Source organism: Pseudomonas sp. S2_A02, from assembly GCF_054668495.1.
This window is the reverse complement of the sequence record NZ_CP162776.1, coordinates 2,981,097-2,995,768: the sequence shown is the minus strand read 5'-3', so window position 1 is coordinate 2,995,768 and position 14,672 is coordinate 2,981,097. Positions and strand designations below refer to the sequence as shown.

Here is a 14,672-nt window from a genome sequence, read left to right as displayed (position 1 = left end):
GGGAGCGCCTCGGTTTAACGGGAAGACCGCGTTATCGTTCTTCGCGGGCAAGCCTCGCTCCTACAGGGGATCGTGTTCAGGTGCTCCATATTCGCGGTGGTATGGCTTCGCGGCCCAATAGCGCCGGGCGTAGCAACCGCCACAAATCAATCAACCAACCCCGTGCCAACAGCGCTTCACTGGCCAGGCAACGAGCGACCAAAAGCCCCGGCAGCTGCGTCAGATCTCCGCGTACGTCATTGGGCAGAGAGCGGCATTTCTCCAGCAATTCTCTATCAATTTCACCCGTCACCAGTAACGTCGCAAACACCGGTTGGCCATCCAGGCCTATCGGCGAATCCAGCAAACCATCACCCCCGACAATGCGCTGGCGTTCGTGCCAGAGCAACTGGCCTTCGCGGCGGATATCCAGGTGTGCCTGAAAATGCCCGAGGTCGAAGCGCTCGCCACTTGCAGGGCGACCCAGCGCCACCACGTCCCAGTAGAACAGCCGGGCATCGCCCTCAAGGTCGATGCTGGTGCTGAGCTCCGCCTGAGCGTCGCTGAAGATAATCGTCTCTTGCGGCAGCCACTCCAACGTAGCACCGGCGGCCACGCGCAGGTCGAGTTTCTGATAAGCCGGCCCGGCCGCGCGATACCACTTGGCGGCGCCGGGGCTGGTGATTTGTGCCCAGGCGTGCGTGCCGACGCTGGCCGAGATGTCCAGCCGATCACCCCCGGCAATCCCGCCCGGCGGGTGGACGATGATGTGCTGACACACCTCGGGGCCTTCGGCGTACAAATGCTTCTGCACCCGCAGCGGGCCTTTGTGGCGGCGCTGCACCGGGCGTGTGCTGTCGCCGAAACGGGCGTAGCCCAGTTCCAGCTCGGCATGCCAGCTGGGGGTGAACAGCGTGATGGGGGCAGGTAAATTCATGATTTCTAATTATCGTCAGGAGGCTGCAGGTTAGATCGTAACCAGTCCACGGACACCTTCGGCTTCCATATTTTCGCCGCGACCCTGCTGCACGATCTCGCCACGGGACATCACCAGGTATTGATCAGCCAGTTCGGCGGCGAAATCGTAGAACTGCTCCACCAGCAGAATCGCCATGTCGCCACGAGCCGCGAGCTTTTTGATCACTGCGCCGATTTCCTTGATCACCGACGGCTGAATGCCTTCGGTGGGTTCGTCGAGAATCAGCAAACGTGGACGACTGGCCAGCGCTCTACCAATTGCCAGCTGCTGTTGCTGACCCCCGGATAAGTCACCGCCGCGCCGTTGTTTCATTTGCAGCAGCACCGGGAACAGCTCGTAGATGAACGCCGGGACTTCCTTCGCTTCAGAGCCGGGAAACCGCGACAGGCCCATCAGCAGGTTTTCTTCCACGGTCAGTCGGCCAAAGATTTCCCGTCCCTGAGGCACATAAGCGATGCCGGCATGCACCCGTTGGTGCGGCTTGAACGTGGTGATCGGTTTGCCTTCCCAGTTCACCGCACCTTCCTTGGCCGGCAGCAAACCCATCAGGCATTTGAGCAGGGTGGTCTTGCCCACGCCATTGCGTCCGAGCAGGCAAGTAACTTCGCCGACCTTCACCTCAAACGTCAGGCCCCGCAGGATGTGGCTACCGCCGTAGTACTGATGCAGCTTGTCGACTTGCAGCATGTTCAAAATTCCTTCTGTTCCACACAGAACCCTGTGGGAGCTGGCTTGCCTGCGATGGCGGTGTGTCACTCAACAAAGATGTTGGATGTGCAGGCCTCATCGCGGGCAAGCCCGCTCCCACAGGTTTTGTATTTGCAGGTCTAACGACCGAGGTACACCTCGATCACCCGCTCATTATCCTGCACCTGTTCCAGCGACCCTTCGGCCAGCACGCTACCCTGGTGCAACACGGTGACGTGGTCGGCGATCGAGCCGACGAAGCCCATGTCGTGTTCCACCACCATCAGTGAATGCTTGCCCGCCAGGGTCTTGAACAGTTCGGCGGTGAAGTCGGTTTCGGCGTCGGTCATGCCCGCCACCGGCTCATCGAGCAGCAGCAGTTGCGGGTCTTGCATCAACAGCATGCCGATTTCCAGAAACTGTTTCTGACCGTGGGACAACAAACCCGCCGGGCGATTGACCGAGGCGGTCAGGCGAATGGTTTCCAGCACTTCGCTGATGCGATCTTTCTGCTCGCCACTGAGACGAGCCCGCAAGCTGGCCCATACCGACTTGTCGGTCTTCTGCGCCAACTCCAGGTTCTCGAACACGCTCAAGGCTTCGAACACCGTCGGCTTCTGGAATTTGCGACCGATACCGGCCTGAGCAATCTGCACTTCACTCATCTGCGTCAGATCGAGGGTTTCACCAAACCAGGCCTTACCGTGACTGGGCCGGGTCTTGCCGGTGATCACATCCATCAGCGTGGTCTTTCCCGCGCCGTTGGGGCCGATGATGCAGCGCAATTCGCCGACGCCGATGTACAGGTTCAGATCGTTCAGCGCCTTGAAACCATCGAAGCTGACGCTGATGTCTTCCAGGGTCAGGATGGTGCCGTGTCGGGTATTCAGACCTTTGCCGGCGCTCTGGCCGAGGCCGATGGCATCGCGGCTGCTGCCGGCGTCCTTGTTGGGCTCCACTGGAAAAAAGGCCGGTTCGAGCATGAATTCAGCCGTTGCAGTCACTCTCATTGCTCACCCCTTTTCTTCAGCAACCCGATCACGCCTTTGGGCAGGTACAACGTCACGACGATGAACAGCGCGCCGAGGAAGAACAGCCAGTATTCCGGAAACGCCACGGTGAACCAGCTCTTCATGCCATTGACCACACCCGCGCCGAGCAGCGGACCGATCAGCGTGCCGCGCCCCCCAGCGCCACCCACACGGCCGCTTCGATGGAGTTGGTCGGCGACATTTCACTCGGGTTGATAATCCCGACTTGCGGCACATACAGCGCGCCGGCCAAACCACACAACACCGCGCTCAACACCCAGACAAACAACTTGAAGCCGCGTGGATCGTAGCCGCAGAACATCAAGCGGTTTTCCGCATCCCGCAACGCGGTCAGCACCCGGCCGAACTTGCTCTGTGCCAGTCGCCAGCCAATAAACAGACTCGCCACCAGCAACAGCACCGTGGCGAAAAACAGCACCGCGCGAGTCCCCGGTTCAGTGATGCCAAACCCGAGAATGGTGCGGAAGTTGGTGAAGCCGTTGTTGCCGCCAAACCCGGTTTCGTTGCGGAAAAACAGCAACATCCCGGCGAAGGTCAGGGCCTGGGTCATGATCGAGAAATACACGCCCTTGATCCGCGAACGGAAGGCGAAGAAACCGAACACCAGCGCGAGCAGGCCCGGCGCCAACACCACCAGACACATGGCCCAGAGGAAGCTGCTGGTGCCGGTCCAGTACCACGGCAATTCGGTCCACGACAGGAACGTCATGAACGCCGGCAAGCCATCACCCGAGGCCTGGCGCATCAGGTACATGCCCATCGCATAACCGCCGAGGGCGAAGAACAGACCGTGGCCCAGCGACAACAGGCCGGCGTAACCCCAGACCAGATCGAGGGCCAGGGCGACGATGGCGTAGCAAAGTATTTTGCCCATCAGGGTCAATGTATAAGCGGAGACATGCAGTGCGCTGTCGGCAGGCAACAACGACAACAACGGCAACGCCAGCAGCAAAACGAGGATCACCGCACCGACGGCGATCGTGACCTTGGGGCCGGCCTTTTGTGTGGCCGTGAGCATCAGAGGCTGGTTCATCAGTCGATCACCCGTCCTTTCAGTGCGAAGAGGCCTTGCGGACGCTTCTGGATGAACAGAATGATCAGCGCGAGGATCAGGATTTTGCCCAGCACCGCACCGATCTGCGGTTCGAGAATTTTGTTGGCGATGCCCAGGCCGAACGCGGCGAGCACGCTACCGGCCAATTGACCGACACCGCCCAGTACCACCACCAGGAACGAGTCGATGATGTAACTCTGACCGAGGTCCGGGCCGACGTTGCCGATCTGGCTGAGCGCCACACCGCCGAGGCCAGCAATGCCGGAGCCGAGGCCGAAGGCGAGCATGTCGACGCGCCCGGTCGGTACGCCGCAGCAGGCGGCCATGTTGCGGTTCTGGGTGACGGCGCGCACGTTCAAACCGAGGCGGGTCTTGTTCAACAGCAGCCAGGTCAGCACCACCACAAACAAGGCGAACGCGATGATCACGATGCGGTTGTACGGCAGCACCAAATTCGGCAGCACCTGAATCCCGCCCGAGAGCCAGGCCGGGTTGGCCACTTCGACGTTCTGCGCGCCGAACACCAGCCGCACCAATTGAATCAGCATCAGGCTGATGCCCCAAGTGGCGAGCAGGGTTTCCAATGGGCGACCGTAGAGGTGACGAATCACCGTGCGCTCCAGCGCCATGCCGATCCCGGCGGTGACAAAAAACGCCACCGGCAATGCGATTAACGGATAGAACTCGATAGCTTGCGGGGCGAAGCGCTGGAACATCAGCTGCACCACATACGTCGAGTAGGCGCCGAGCATCAGCATCTCGCCGTGGGCCATGTTGATCACACCGAGCAGGCCGAAGGTGATCGCCAACCCGAGGGCCGCCAGCAACAGAATCGAACCGAGGGACATGCCGCTGAAGGCCTGCCCAAGCATCTCGCCGATCAGCAATTTGCGTTTGACCTGGGCCAAGCTGGTTTCGGCGGCGGTGCGCACGTTGGCATCGGCTTCGATGCCGGGTTCAAGCAAACCTTCGAGGCGGGTGCGGGCCAGCGGGTCGCCGGTTTCACCGAGCAGGCGCACGGCGGCGAGGCGCACGGCGGGGTTGGTGTCGACCAGTTGCAGATTGGCCAGCGCCAGGCTCAGGGCGGCGTGAACGGTTTCGTCCTTTTCGCCAGCCAGTTGCTGGTCGAGGAATTTCAGCTGCGCCGGTTTGGCGCTTTTCTGCAATTGCTGCGCGGCGGCCAGACGGATTTTGGCGTCGGCGGCGAGCAATTGGTGACTGGCCAAAGCGGTGTCGATCAGACCACGCAGGCGGTTGTTCAGGCGCAGGGTTTTTGGTTGGCCATCGAGGGTCAATTCGCCTTGTTGCAGGGCGTTGATCAGTTCGATACGAGCCGGATCGGGCTGCGCGGCCCAGGCTTCGAGAAGTTTTGCTTGTTGCACGGGATTGGCCGCGACGAAGTCTTCAGCGTCGCCGGCGTGGGTGGCCATCGGTAACAGCAGCGCGATGGCGAGGATCAAGCGGTAAAGGGCAGTGGGCATAGCGTGTGTCCTGTAATGATCGTTCCCACGCTCCGCGTGGGAATGCAGCCTGGGACGCTCCGCGTCCCAAAGCGGACGCAGAGCGTCCGTTGAGGCATTCCCACGCGGAGCGTGGGAACGATCAGGCTAAGCGGGGTGAATCAGTTGCTCTTCACCGCATAGTCCGGCTTCTTGTCGTTACCCGAGATAAACGGGCTCCATGGTTGAGCGCGGATCGGCCCCTCGGTCTGCCACACCACGTTGAACTGACCGTCGGCCTGAATCTCGCCGATCATCACTGGTTTGTGCAGGTGGTGGTTGGTCTTGTCCATGGTCAGGGTGTAACCCGACGGCGCGGCGAAAGTCTGGCCAGCCAAGGCTTCGCGGACTTTGTTGACGTCGGTGGACTTGGCTTTTTCGGCCGCTTGCGCCCACATGTGGATGCCGACGTAAGTGGCTTCCATCGGGTCGTTGGTCACCGCTTTGTCAGCGCCCGGCAGGTTGTGTTTCTTGGCGTAGGCTTTCCAGTCAGCGACGAATTTCTTGTTCTGCGGGTTCTCGACCGATTCGAAGTAGTTCCACGCCGCGAGGTTGCCCACCAGCGGTTTGGTGTCGATGCCGCGCAGTTCTTCTTCACCCACGGAGAACGCCACGACCGGAACGTCGGTGGCTTTCAGGCCCTGGTTGGCCAGCTCTTTATAGAACGGCACGTTGGAGTCGCCGTTGACAGTGGAGATGACCGCAGTCTTGCCACCGGCGGAGAATTTTTTGATGTTGGCCACGATGGTCTGGTAATCGCTGTGGCCGAACGGGGTGTAGACCTCTTCGATGTCCTTGTCCGCCACACCTTTGGAGTGCAGGAACGAGCGCAGAATCTTGTTGGTGGTACGCGGGTAGACGTAGTCGGTGCCGAGCAGGAAGTAGCGCTTGGCGCTGCCGCCTTCTTCGCTCATCAGGTATTCCACCGCCGGAATCGCCTGCTGGTTAGGCGCCGCGCCGGTGTAGAACACGTTCGGCGACATCTCTTCGCCTTCGTACTGCACCGGGTAGAACAGCAGGCCGTTGAGCTCTTCGAACACCGGCAGCACCGATTTACGCGACACCGAGGTCCAGCAACCGAACACCACGGCCACCTTGTCCTGAGTCAGCAACTGCCGGCCCTTTTCGGCGAACAGCGGCCAGTTCGACGCAGGGTCGACGACTACCGGTTCGAGCATCTTGCCGTTCACGCCGCCCTTGGCGTTGATTTCGTCGATGGTCATCAACGCCATGTCTTTGAGCGAGGTTTCGGAGATCGCCATGGTGCCGGACAACGAATGCAGAATACCGACCTTGATGGTCTCGGCGGCCTGGACCGTCCAGGCCATGCCCATCGCGGCAATGCTTGCCGATAGTGTGAAAGCCTTGATCAAACTGCGACGCTTCATTGTGCGATCTCCATGAACGTTAAAGTTTTTTATGGTTGGCAGATGCGGACGACTGAAGGCTGTTTTGCAAGGGCTGTGCCCGGTCGGGGATGGGCAAGGAAATGTCGTACTAGAGCGGTTGCGCGGGTTTGGCGGCGCACCATGAAGGACCGCGTTTGGCGCACTGGTGCGAAGAGGTGCGCCAGATTGGGGCGCAGGCAGTGCAGGCAACACAGATCAACTGTGGGAGCGGGCTTGCCCGCGATAGCGGTGGGTCAGCTACAGGGATATTGGATGTGCCGCCGTCATCGCGAGCAGGCTCGCTCCCACAGTTGATTGGTGGCGTACACCAAGTCTGTGAACGACGATGGCCCCTGTGGGAGCGAGCCTGCTCGCGATGAACGATAACGCGGTCTACGCCGGGTCGACGTTATCCAGCGCCCGGTTCACCGCCAACTCCGCCAGCATGATGCTCTGTTGAATCGCCAGCGCCGTGTAGCGCTGCGGGCCGATCAGATCGTTGGCAAAATCGCTGGCCAGGACACTTGCTGTGGCCAACGATTCGTAGGCGTGGGCCAGGAGGCTTTCGGTGTCGGCATTCGGGGCGACGATGAACATGGTGCTGGGACGGCGGGGTTTTTCGGTGTAGGGCGCCGGGGGATCGAGGTAGTAGTCGAGGGCGCGTTTTATGGCTTCGCGGTCTTTGAGCAGGTCGTCGTGGCGAGAGGTTTCGGGATCTGGAGTGCTGGTGTCGACGGGTGGGTCTGGTACGAGTTTCTTGTTCATAGTATTTCCAATTTTTTTTAAATGAGAGCAACCACCTGCCGTTTCTCACGCGGCGAAGAAAGGGTGGCAGCTATGTGCGGGGTGAGAAACCGGTAAAAAAATAGAAAAACCCGGCCAGACCGAAGTCTGCCCACACACAGCCGCCATAACGCTTTTGCAGACAGCAATGAAGCTGGCGGCAATTATGCTGATACGAAGACTGCATGGCTATTTTTTACCGGGTTCTCACGCCCGATCACTGATGTGCAGTGACAGCCACAGACTAGAGAGCTCACGTCCGACGAACAACCTGAAAAAGGCGTGGGAAAGTTCCGTGTTTTGACACATCCGTTAAACATTCAAAAGCGGAACGCGGAGCGTCCCTGGCGGCATTCCCACGCGGGAGCGTGGGAACGATCAAGCCCCAAATTTATGTACGACACAAATCCTGTGGGAGCGGGCTTGCCCGCGATAGCGGTGTGTCAGCCACAGAAATGTTGAATGTGCCGCCGTCATCGCAGGCAAGCCAGCTCCCACAGGTGCAGTGATTCTTTTGGACATTAGCGACGACGCATCAGGCCGATGAAGAACAACCCGCCAATCGCCGCAGTGGCGACGCCGATGGGCAAGTCTTCCGGGGCGATCAGGGTGCGTGCGGCCACGTCGACCCAGACGAGGAACAGGCTGCCCAACAAGACGCACACCGGCAGCAATCGCCGGTGTTCAGCCCCAACCAACCGCCGCGCAATATGCGGCACCATCAACCCGACAAACCCGATAGACCCACTGATCGACACCAACACCCCAGTCATCAACGACGCAATCAAAAACACCCGCAGCCGCACGGTGCGAGCATTCAAGCCGAGGGTCACCGCCGTCTGCTCACCCGCCATCAACGCATTCAACGGCCGAGCCATCCCCAGCAACAACACCAACCCAAGCAACACACTCGCCGCCGGCACCGCGAGCAATTCCCAGCGCGCCAACCCGAGCCCGCCAAGCATCCAGAACATCACCGCAGAACTGGCGCGGTGATCACCGAGAAACAACAGCAAATTGGCGATCGCCATCATCACGAACGACACCGCCACGCCGCACAACAGCAGCCGATCACTGTCCAGCCGCCCATTGCGATTGGCGATCATCAGCACGATCAACATGCTCAACAACGCACCGATAAACGCCGCGATCGGCAAGGTCAGCATCCCGACAATCTCACCGACATGCAGCACCACGATCACCGCGCCGAGGGTCGCGCCGGACGTCACACCGAGCAGGTGCGGATCGGCCAACGGATTGCGCGTCACCGCTTGCAGCACCGCGCCAATCAACGCCAAACCGGCGCCCACCAGCGCACCGAGCAACATGCGCGGCACGCGGATCAGCCAGACAATGTGTTCCTGGCCTGCAGTCCAGTCCGGAACACCGAAACCAAAAATCTTGTGCAGCAATATTCGCCACACCACCTCCACCGGCACCCGCGCCGGGCCGAAGCCCAGCGACACCACGCACGACACCAGCAACAGCGCGCCGAGGGCGGTCAGCAACAAGGCATAGCGACGATCGATCATTCGCCGTGGAAACCCTTGGCCAGGGTTTCGACTGCCAGCACGTTGTCGATCCCAGGCGTGGCCTGCACGTAAGGAATGACGATGAAGCGCTGGTTCTTGATCGCGTCCACCGATTGCAGAGCCTGATTGTTCAGCAGGAATTGCTCCTTCTGCTCGGCGGTGACTTCGCCGTAATCAACGATCACGATCACCTGCGGATTGCGCTCGACCACGTTCTCCCAATTCACCCGGGTCCAGCTCGCCTCTACGTCGTCGAGAATGTTGCGCCCACCGGCAGCGTCGATCAGTGCTTGAGGCATGCCGAGACGACCGGAAGTCATGGCCCGGTCCTCACCGCTGTCGTAGAGAAATACACGTGGCTTGTCCGTCGGCAGATCCTTGCGGATGTCGGCGACTTGCGCCTGCATCTGGGCGATCACGGTGTTGGCGCGGTCCTGCACGTCGAAGATTTTCCCGAGGTTGCGCAGGTCGTTGTAAGTGTCTTCCAGACTGGCGGGCGGGCGCTGCATGACGAAGGCGCAGGACTCGGTGAGTTCGTAAACGTTGATGCCCAGCGGTTGCAGGGTTTGCGGCGTGAGATCACCGCCGACGCGCATGCCGTAATCCCAACCGGCGAAGAGGAAATCGACGTTGGCGTTGAGCAGGGTTTCCACCGACGGGTACTTGGCCGCCAGCTCCGGCAAGCCGTCGAGGATGGTCTGCATCTCGGGCGTCACCGACTTCCAGCCTGTGACGCCGCTATACCCGGCCATCCTTGGTTTGAGGCCGAGGGCGAGCATCATCTGGGTCATGTTGATGTCATGGCTGACCGCGTGTTTTGGCGCTGCCTTGAAGGTGACTTCGCGGTTGCAGCTCTGGACTGTCAGCGGGTAATGGGTGGCCTCGGCCAATGCTTGGGCACTGCCCAGCAACAGCGCGAGGCAAAGCAGGGAACGCAAAGTCATGGTTGGGTAATCCAGGTGATTCGTGGGTAGCCGTGCAAGGGATGGTCATCGATCAGGGCGTCGACGCCGAACACGTTGTGCAAAAGTTGTGCGGTCAGGACTTCTTTGGGTGTGCCGCTGGCAACGATGCGCCCGTGATTGATCACGTACAGCCGATCGCAGAAGGCCGCCGCCAGATTGAGGTCATGAATGCTTGCCAGCGTGCCGATCCGCAGGCGTTTGACCAGTTGCAACAGTTCCAGCTGATAGCGCGGGTCGAGGTGGTTGGTCGGCTCGTCGAGGATCAGCAATTGCGGCTGCTGAGCCAAGGCGCGGGCGAGGATCACACGCTGCTTTTCACCGCCGGAAAGGGTGGCGAAGGCGTGGTCTTCGAAGCCCTTGAGGCCGACCGATTCGAGGGCGTGGGTCGCGAGTTTTCGGTCTTCAAGGGTGTCGCCGTCAAACAGGCCTTTGTGCGGTGTGCGGCCCATGGCAACCACTTCCTCGACGGTCAGGCCGAAGGCGTCGGGGAATTCCTGCAACACCACGGCGATGCGTTGCGCGCACCAGCGTGAGGACTGCTTCCAGACGTTGTGGTGGTCGAGCTTTACCTCACCGCTTTCCGGTTTGCTGAAACGCCAGGCACAACGCAACAGGCTGGTTTTGCCGCTGCCGTTAGGGCCGATCAACCCGACGAACTCACCGGCGGCCACGTGCAGCGATGCGTCACGCAGCTGGAACTGGTGATGGCAATGACCGTGGCCCAGGGGTGTCCAGGCGAGGTTCGTGAGGTTCAGCGAGGTCATTTCAATCCCAACGATCGTTCCTACGCTCCGCGTGGGAACGCCTCAATGGACGCTCTGCGTCCGCTTTTGGGACGCGGAGCGTCCCGGGCTGCATTCCCACGCAGAGCGTGGGAACGATCAAATTGCGCACGACACACAACCTGTAGGAGCGAGGCTTGCCCGCGAAGAGGCCCTATGCTTCAGAGATAATCGCCAGAAGTCTATAGATCCCTCTAAAACACGCATCTCACCTGCTTCATGATGAAGCTGAAGTGGATTCAGTTTGCCGGTTCAAGCGCGACAGCAGCACCCGATCCAATACCCACACCACCACCAGCGAAGCCCCCACCAACGGAAACATCACCGCCAGCCCGAACATGATAACCATCGCGGTTTTCCATTTAGGCAGGTCGTGACGCAACGGCGGCACACCGAACTTGCCCTGTGGCCGGCGCTTCCACCAGATCACCACGCCGCTGACGGCGCTGAGCAAAATCATCAGGCAGATCAGCAGCACGATGATCTGATTGAACGGGCCGAACATCTTGCCTTCGTGCAGCATCACGCCGATTTCCGTGGCACGGGCGACCGTGCCGTATTGCTCGTAGCGCACATCGGCGAGGACGTTGCCGGTGTACTGATCGATATGCAGGGTGGCGTCGTTGCGCGGGTCGTCGGCGAACACGGCGATGGTGAACACGCCAGTGGCTGTAGTCGGGAAGGTGATGCTGTAGCCGGGCTCGACCTTGCGTTGCACGGCGATGTTTTGCACGTCTTGCAGGCTGATGGTCGGCGCTGCCGGACCGGCTTGCGTACTGGCGTGAGCCATGTGTTCGGCGTGGTCGCCGGACATCGGCATCGGCGTGTTTTCCATGGCCCACGGCACGGTCTGGCGCGTGGCGCTGTTGAGGCTGCGGGCCTCGACGTCGGACTTCGGCACGTCATTCCACATGGCGACCGGGAAACGGTTCCAGAGGTCGGCGTATTGCTTGCCCCAGAAACCGGTCCAGGTCATGCCGCTGAGCAGCATCACCAGCAGCAATGCCGCGCCCCAGAACCCGGTTACCGCGTGCAGATCACGCCAGAGCACTCGGCCACGACTGTTCAAGCGTGGCCAGAGAATCCCGGCGGACTGGCCGCGCGGCCACCACAGAAATACCCCGGAGATCACCAGCACGACGCCCCAACCGGCGGCCAGTTCCACCAGTCGATCACCGACGGTGCCGATCATCAACTCGCCGTGAATCGAGCGCGCGACTGCTTGCAGGTTCTTCTTCGCGTCTTGCTCGCCAAGGATGTCGCCGTGGTACGGATCGATGAACACGTTCAGTTCATGACCTTCATCGATCACCACAAATTGCGCACTGCGTTCAGCGTTGACCGGCGGCAGGTACTGTTTGATCCGGCCTTGTGGATACGCCTCTTTCACCCGTTTTAGCAGGTCGTCGGCGGAGACTTGGTGATGAGCAGCGGGGACGTTCAGCAGGCTGCCGTACATCAACGGATCGAGTTGCGGTTTAAACAGGTAGATGATGCCGGTCAGGGCCAGCATTACCATGAAAGGTGCGACGAACAGGCCGGCATAGAAATGCCAGCGCCAGGCCAGGTTGTAGAAATTCGGTTTGGGGTGTTTCATTCGTGTGCTCCGCTAGGCGTAGATTTTTGTTGTTTAGTGCGGTTGCTGCGCAACCGATCGCGAGCAGGCTCGCTCCCACAGGTTCAACACTGTCCATGTGGGAGCGAGCCTGCTCGCGATGCTTTTAGAAGCTCATATCCACCTTGGTCCAGAGCGTGCGCCCCGGTTCGTTGATGGCTTGCGGATCATTGGCCGGGAAGCCGAAACCGGCGTTACCGGCCAGGTTCAAGTGTTCGGCGTAAGCCTTGCCGAACAAATTGTCGACGCCACTGCTGACCTTCCAATTCTTGTTTATCCGGTACGCGCCGTTGAGTGAGAACACGCCAAAGCCCGAGCTCGTGTCGAAGTCTTTGCCGACCACGTTGCCCTTGTTCTGGTCGATGCGGTTTTGCGCCGCAACCACCCGCCACAAGGCGCCAGCGCTCCAGTTGTCTTCGCTGTAGGTCAGGCCGAAACGCGCATCCAGCGGTGGCATCTGCGGCAGGGCGCTGCCGTCGCTGCTGTTCTTGCCCCAGGCGTAGGCCAGGGTCGCGTCGGCTTTCCAGTGGGTCGTCAGTTTGTAGGCCGCACCGAGTTCGCCGCCCATGATTCGCGTGTCGATGTTCTCGGCTTGCGAGGTCATGCCCATCATCCCCGGCGTGTAGTTGAACAGGATGTAGTCACGCACCTGCCCGACGTAACCCGAGGCCCAGGCTTCGAGGTCTTCGGTCTTGTATTGCAGGCCGAAGTCGAGCTGGGTGGTTTTCTCCGGCTTGATCGAGTCGAAGGCATTCACCGAACCGACGGGGCCGGACTTGGGCGAAAACAGCTCCCAGTAATCCGGGAAACGCTGTGAGTGACCGAGGCCCGCATACAACGTGGTCGGGCTGTCGGCCAGGTCATGCTCGTAACGGACGAAACCGCTCGGCAACGTATCGGCGCGGGTGTCGTCAGCCGTCGGGTTCGGGCGTGCCATCATCCCGGAGCCGATGGTCTGTCGATAATCCTTGGCCGATGCGCGATCCAGTCGTGCACCGGTGATCAGCCGATCACGGTCGGCGGCGTACCAGGTCAGTTCGCTGAACACGCCATAGTTATGGAAGTCGGCGTCCTTGTTGCGCGGCACATCCTTGTAGGCGTCGACGCCCATGGCGCTGCGTTGGCGGTGTTCGTTGGTTTGCGCATCCAGGCCGCTGATCAGTTGCACATCGGCCCAGCGCCAGGTGGCTTTGATTCGCGCGCCGAGGGTTCGGCGGTCGACGTTGGAGGCCATGGGGCCGGCCATCATCCCGGTGCCGGACGGCGTGCGCAGGGTGTAGTTGTCCATCACATGATCGGCGTAGTTGTAGTAGACCTGCGCCTCGACCTTATCCAGCACTTCACCGATGTTCGACTGCTCGAAGCGCAGGCCCAGGCTTTCGCGCAGGAATTGCGAACCGTCCATTCCGCGCCCGGCGTAACGGGCTTCGCCATCACCCTTGCCGGCGGTCAGTTCCAGCAGCGTGTCGGCGCTCGGGGTCCAGCCGACAGCGACGTCGCCGTTCCACTTGTCATAGCGCGAGGGCACGGTGTCGTTGTTGCCGTCCTTGTAGTCGTCGGAATGTGCGGTGTTGCCGATCACTCGCACGTAACCCAACGACCCGCCGGCAGCGGCGTCCACCACTTTGTCGAAGCGGCCGTTGGAACCGGCCAGCACGCTGGCGTTTACCCGGGTGCCGAGTTCGCCGAAGCTTTCCGGCTCACGGTCGAACAGGACGGTGCCGGCCGATGCGCCGGGCCCCCAGAGCACGGTTTGCGGGCCTTTGATGACGGTGAGTTTGTCGTAGGTTTCCGGTGAAATGTACGAAGTCGGCGCGTCCATGCGGCCCGGGCAGGCGCCGAGCATCATGCTGCCGTTGGTGAGGATATTCAGTCGCGAGCCGAACATCCCGCGCAGCACTGGATCGCCGTTGGTACCGCCGTTGCGCACCAGCGCGAAACCGGGGATGGTCTTCAGATAATCGCCACCGTCGCTGGCCGGCACCGGTTGGCGCGGATCCTTGGGGTTGGTGACGATGGTCAGTGGCGAACTTGGCGCGATGGCGGTGATCACCGTCGGACTCAGTTCTTCGGTGTGGTCGGCGTGTTCATCGGCCAGCGCCATCGGTGTCAGCAGCAAGCCGCAAAGAACGGCGGTGGCGTGCCTGAAACGAACGCGAGATTCGTTCAGGGCAAAAGAAGCCTGGGCAGTGCCCAAACGTGTGTCAGCAGAAAACCTGGACATGACAATTTCCATCGAACAGTCGTAAACGACACGGCCGGCAGCGTTGCGCAATCTCTGTGGGAGCGGTTTTTTGTGGCGAGGGAGCTTGCTCCCCCTTGAGTGCGCAGCACTCACAAAAGGAGCCGCTACGCAG

11 protein-coding genes and 1 pseudogene are annotated in these 14,672 nt (G+C 60.8%); all 12 read right to left on the bottom strand.

All coding sequences use genetic code 11. From position 1 onward, the window contains the following. Positions 1-76: 76 nt before the first annotated feature. Complete coding sequence (locus tag AB4O41_RS13785; protein ID WP_460148118.1) at positions 77-916, bottom strand: urease accessory protein UreD; 840 nt, start codon at positions 914-916, stop codon at positions 77-79. 30 nt (positions 917-946) lie between these two features. After that, complete coding sequence (gene urtE, locus AB4O41_RS13780) at positions 947-1,645, bottom strand: urea ABC transporter ATP-binding subunit UrtE (RefSeq protein WP_019582243.1); 699 nt, start codon at positions 1,643-1,645, stop codon at positions 947-949. A gap of 140 nt (positions 1,646-1,785) precedes the next feature. Then, complete coding sequence (gene urtD / locus AB4O41_RS13775) at positions 1,786-2,655, bottom strand: urea ABC transporter ATP-binding protein UrtD (RefSeq protein WP_460148117.1); 870 nt, start codon at positions 2,653-2,655, stop codon at positions 1,786-1,788. Beyond that, positions 2,652-3,730 (bottom strand): annotated as a pseudogene (gene urtC / locus AB4O41_RS13770) (urea ABC transporter permease subunit UrtC). Before urtC ends, urtD begins: the two are co-directional and overlap by 4 nt. Continuing rightward, entirely contained in the window at positions 3,730-5,232 is a 1,503-nt protein-coding gene (gene urtB / locus AB4O41_RS13765; RefSeq protein WP_460148116.1) for an urea ABC transporter permease subunit UrtB, read from the bottom strand. The pseudogene urtC and the gene urtB overlap by 1 nt, the downstream one beginning before the upstream one ends. A 140-nt stretch (positions 5,233-5,372) precedes the next feature. Continuing rightward, the gene (urtA, locus tag AB4O41_RS13760) at positions 5,373-6,638 is read right to left on the bottom strand and encodes an urea ABC transporter substrate-binding protein (RefSeq protein WP_030128277.1); all 1,266 of its coding nucleotides are present in this window, start codon (positions 6,636-6,638) and stop codon (positions 5,373-5,375) included. A gap of 393 nt (positions 6,639-7,031) precedes the next feature. Beyond that, positions 7,032-7,403 carry a DUF6124 family protein gene (locus tag AB4O41_RS13755; protein ID WP_460148114.1) on the bottom strand — a complete coding sequence of 124 codons (372 nt, stop codon included), beginning with the start codon at positions 7,401-7,403 and terminating at the stop codon, positions 7,032-7,034. Between the two features lie 539 nt (positions 7,404-7,942). Then, the gene (locus AB4O41_RS13750; protein WP_460148112.1) at positions 7,943-8,953 is read right to left on the bottom strand and encodes a FecCD family ABC transporter permease; all 1,011 of its coding nucleotides are present in this window, start codon (positions 8,951-8,953) and stop codon (positions 7,943-7,945) included. Further along, positions 8,950-9,897, bottom strand: a complete 948-nt coding sequence (locus tag AB4O41_RS13745) for an ABC transporter substrate-binding protein (protein ID WP_460148111.1) — start codon at positions 9,895-9,897, stop codon at positions 8,950-8,952. The genes AB4O41_RS13750 and AB4O41_RS13745 overlap by 4 nt, the downstream gene beginning before the upstream one ends. Beyond that, complete coding sequence (locus AB4O41_RS13740; protein ID WP_460148109.1) at positions 9,894-10,682, bottom strand: ABC transporter ATP-binding protein; 789 nt, start codon at positions 10,680-10,682, stop codon at positions 9,894-9,896. The genes AB4O41_RS13745 and AB4O41_RS13740 overlap by 4 nt, the downstream gene beginning before the upstream one ends. Positions 10,683-10,917: 235 nt before the next feature. After that, a complete protein-coding gene (locus tag AB4O41_RS13735; protein WP_460148108.1) occupies positions 10,918-12,297 on the bottom strand; it encodes a PepSY-associated TM helix domain-containing protein in 1,380 nt (459 codons plus the stop codon). A gap of 124 nt (positions 12,298-12,421) precedes the next feature. Next, on the bottom strand, positions 12,422-14,539 hold the full coding sequence (locus AB4O41_RS13730; RefSeq protein WP_460148107.1) for a TonB-dependent copper receptor: 2,118 nt from the start codon (positions 14,537-14,539) through the stop codon (positions 12,422-12,424). Between the last annotated feature and the right edge of the window lie 133 nt (positions 14,540-14,672).

Excerpts from the sequence above, each read along its gene's own strand:
- AB4O41_RS13785 (WP_460148118.1), bottom strand. The coding sequence starts at position 916 with ATGAATTTACCTGCCCCCATCACGCTGTTCACCCCCAGCTGGCATGCC.
- urtE (WP_019582243.1), bottom strand. The coding sequence starts at position 1,645 with ATGCTGCAAGTCGACAAGCTGCATCAGTACTACGGCGGTAGCCACATC.
- urtD (WP_460148117.1), bottom strand. The coding sequence starts at position 2,655 with ATGAGAGTGACTGCAACGGCTGAATTCATGCTCGAACCGGCCTTTTTT.
- urtB (WP_460148116.1), bottom strand. The coding sequence starts at position 5,232 with ATGCCCACTGCCCTTTACCGCTTGATCCTCGCCATCGCGCTGCTGTTA.
- urtA (WP_030128277.1), bottom strand. The coding sequence starts at position 6,638 with ATGAAGCGTCGCAGTTTGATCAAGGCTTTCACACTATCGGCAAGCATT.
- AB4O41_RS13755 (WP_460148114.1), bottom strand. The coding sequence starts at position 7,403 with ATGAACAAGAAACTCGTACCAGACCCACCCGTCGACACCAGCACTCCA.
- AB4O41_RS13750 (WP_460148112.1), bottom strand. The coding sequence starts at position 8,953 with ATGATCGATCGTCGCTATGCCTTGTTGCTGACCGCCCTCGGCGCGCTG.
- AB4O41_RS13745 (WP_460148111.1), bottom strand. The coding sequence starts at position 9,897 with ATGACTTTGCGTTCCCTGCTTTGCCTCGCGCTGTTGCTGGGCAGTGCC.
- AB4O41_RS13740 (WP_460148109.1), bottom strand. The coding sequence starts at position 10,682 with ATGACCTCGCTGAACCTCACGAACCTCGCCTGGACACCCCTGGGCCAC.
- AB4O41_RS13735 (WP_460148108.1), bottom strand. The coding sequence starts at position 12,297 with ATGAAACACCCCAAACCGAATTTCTACAACCTGGCCTGGCGCTGGCAT.
- AB4O41_RS13730 (WP_460148107.1), bottom strand. The coding sequence starts at position 14,539 with ATGTCCAGGTTTTCTGCTGACACACGTTTGGGCACTGCCCAGGCTTCT.